This is a genomic window from Streptomyces pathocidini, assembly GCF_001418495.1.
GTDB lineage: Bacteria > Actinomycetota > Actinomycetes > Streptomycetales > Streptomycetaceae > Streptomyces > Streptomyces pathocidini.
In genome coordinates, this window is the sequence record NZ_LIQY01000695.1 from 1 (window position 1) to 2,318 (window position 2,318).

The following is a 2,318-nucleotide window of genomic DNA, read 5'->3' on the forward strand; positions in this document are numbered from 1 at the left end:
GGTCCGCGACCCGGCGCGGGCCGCCGGCGAGGAACGCGGCCTCGTAGAGGGAGAGCGAGAAGTGGCCTCGGCGGGCTGTGCCGTTCTTGGCGCCGGGCGTCCGCTCCGGCGCCAGGCATGCGAGGACCACGGCATGGCAGAGCCGTGCGGAGGCGGCGATGACCGCCGTCGAGCCTACGAGCAGGAGAAGTACCCACATGCGCGGGAGAGTTACCCGCACGCGCGCCGTCTACTCGGCCGTTCACCGGTGCACACCCGAACGATTCACGAAGCGGACGGGCGGAGCCGCGCCGCGGTGGCCCGTAGCCGCCGGATCAGGCGCCGGCGGGGCCTGGGGCCGGAGCGGTCGCGCCACCAAGTGGCCAGGTTACGATGGGCTGTTGGGTCCTCGGGCGGGCACTCGGCCAGGACGTGACCGGCGAAGTCGAGGGCGTCCTGGCGGTAGCCGCCGGTCATGGGGCGGGCCTGCGCGTATGCGAGGAACGCGGGCCGGTAGCCCGCGCCCAGGATCTCCGGCAGTTCCGGCGCCACCTTGGCGACGACGTCCGCCCGCTTCGCGGCCAACGCCCGGCTCTGCACGCGCAATCGCCGCCCGTCGAACCCCTCGGGAGCCGGTGCCCCGGCCACGAGCGCCGACAGGAGCGCGGCCTGCGCGACCCCGACGCGCCGACGGGTGGCGGTCGAGGCGAGCGCCCGCTGTCGGGCAGAGGAGGCGGGCTCCCACTGGTGGGTGGCGGAGGCGGGCTCCCACTGGTGGGTGGTGGTCGAGGTAGGTTCCCATCGGCGGGCGGTGGTCGAGGCGGGGACCGCGGTCGCCTCCCCCTCCGGCGCGTTCACCTTGCGGGTCGGCCGCTCGTGTGAAGGTCCGTCTGCTGCTGTCTTGCTGGTGGCGCTGCCCCGCGGTTCCTCTTCCGGGGGCGGTGTCGGCGTTGGCTCAGGCCACGTGGCCGCTGTGGTCGCTTCCCCCGGCCGCGCGGTCATCTTGCGGGTCGACCGCCCATGCGAAGGCCCGCTTACCGTTGCCTCGTTGGTGTCGCCCCACGGTTCCTCTTTCGGCGTCGGCTCCGGCTCCGGCCGTACGGTCACCGTGGTGATGCCCGGGCCCGCGATGGGCCGTGGCGGGGTGAACGGCACTCCTCGTCCGGGCGCTCCGCCCATGGCGTGGTTCCGTCCGTGTGTCCTCTCGGAGTCTCCCGCTGCCAACACCGCCCGGATCGCGGACAGTTCGGCCGCCAGTTCCGCCGCCGGTGGGAAGTCCTCGTCGCGTTCCAGGAGGACGCCCGGTGGGGCGACGCGGGTGCGGAGTTCGGCGAGGACGTCCAGGACCGGCTGGGTCACCGGGTGGGCGTGGCTGTCGTGCCAAACGCCGTCCTTCTCGACGCCACCCGCCACATGCACGTACGCGATGGCCTCGACCGGCAGTTCGTCCAGCGTTTTCGCCGGATCCTCGCCGCGGTTGACGTGGTTGGTGTGGAGGTTGGCCACGTCGATGAGCAGGCGCACGCCCGTACGCTCCACCAACTCGGCCAGGAACCGCCCCTCGGACAGCTCCTCGCCGGGCCAGGCGACCAGCGCCGCGATGTTCTCCAGCGCCAGCGGCACCGGCAGGGCGTCCTGCGCGATGCGGACGTTCTCGCACAGCACGTCCAGCGCGTCGCGGGTGCGCGGCACCGGCAGCAGATGGCCCGCCTCCAGCCGCGCGGTGGCGGTCAGCGGCCCGCCGGCCCGTACGAAGGCGATGTGCTCGGTGACCAGCGGCGCGCCCAGCACCTCCGCCCGCTCGGCGAGCGCGGCGAGCTTTGCGGGGTCGGGGCGGTCGGCGCCGCCGAGGCCGAGAGAGACGCCGTGCGGTACGACGGTGGTGCCGCGCTCGCGCAGCCGCAGGAGGGGTTCGGGGAGGTGCCCGGGGCAGATGTTCTCGGCCACCACCTCGACCCAGTCGATGTCTGGCAACTCCGCGATGGCGTCGGCGATTTCCGGCCGCCAGCCGATGCCGGTACCGAGGACGAGCCCGTCCGTTCGCCGATCTGTCCGCTGCATGGCTGCCGCCTCTCCCTCCGGGACCTTTCGTACGTGCCGTGTGGCCATGATGGCCGGGCGGGGGCGGGGCGAACCACGAAGCGGGGGATTCAGAGCCTTACTTGAGGTTGCCGCCCCTGCGGGGCTGACTTGAGGCCGCCGGCCCTGCGGGGGCCGAGTCGTCCGAGCCGTCCGAGGCAAGCTCGGCACTGCCCGGGCGCCGCTCAGCCGGAACCGCCGGGCGCCGCTGGACACCGCCAGGCGTCGCCGGTTGCCGCCGCCGTCGCCGATGCTCGCTG

1 protein-coding gene and 1 pseudogene are annotated in these 2,318 nt (G+C 73.9%); both read right to left on the reverse strand.

What is annotated here, in order from left to right; all coding sequences use genetic code 11:
• Positions 1-199, reverse strand: a pseudogene (locus AOK16_RS24555) (TIGR04222 domain-containing membrane protein); the annotation flags it as partial.
• 65 nt (positions 200-264) lie between these two features.
• Positions 265-2,040: an MbnB/TglH/ChrH family RiPP precursor modification enzyme gene (locus AOK16_RS24560; protein WP_055474288.1), complete on the reverse strand. Its 1,776-nt coding sequence runs from the start codon at positions 2,038-2,040 to the stop codon at positions 265-267.
• Positions 2,041-2,318: the final 278 nt, after the last annotated feature.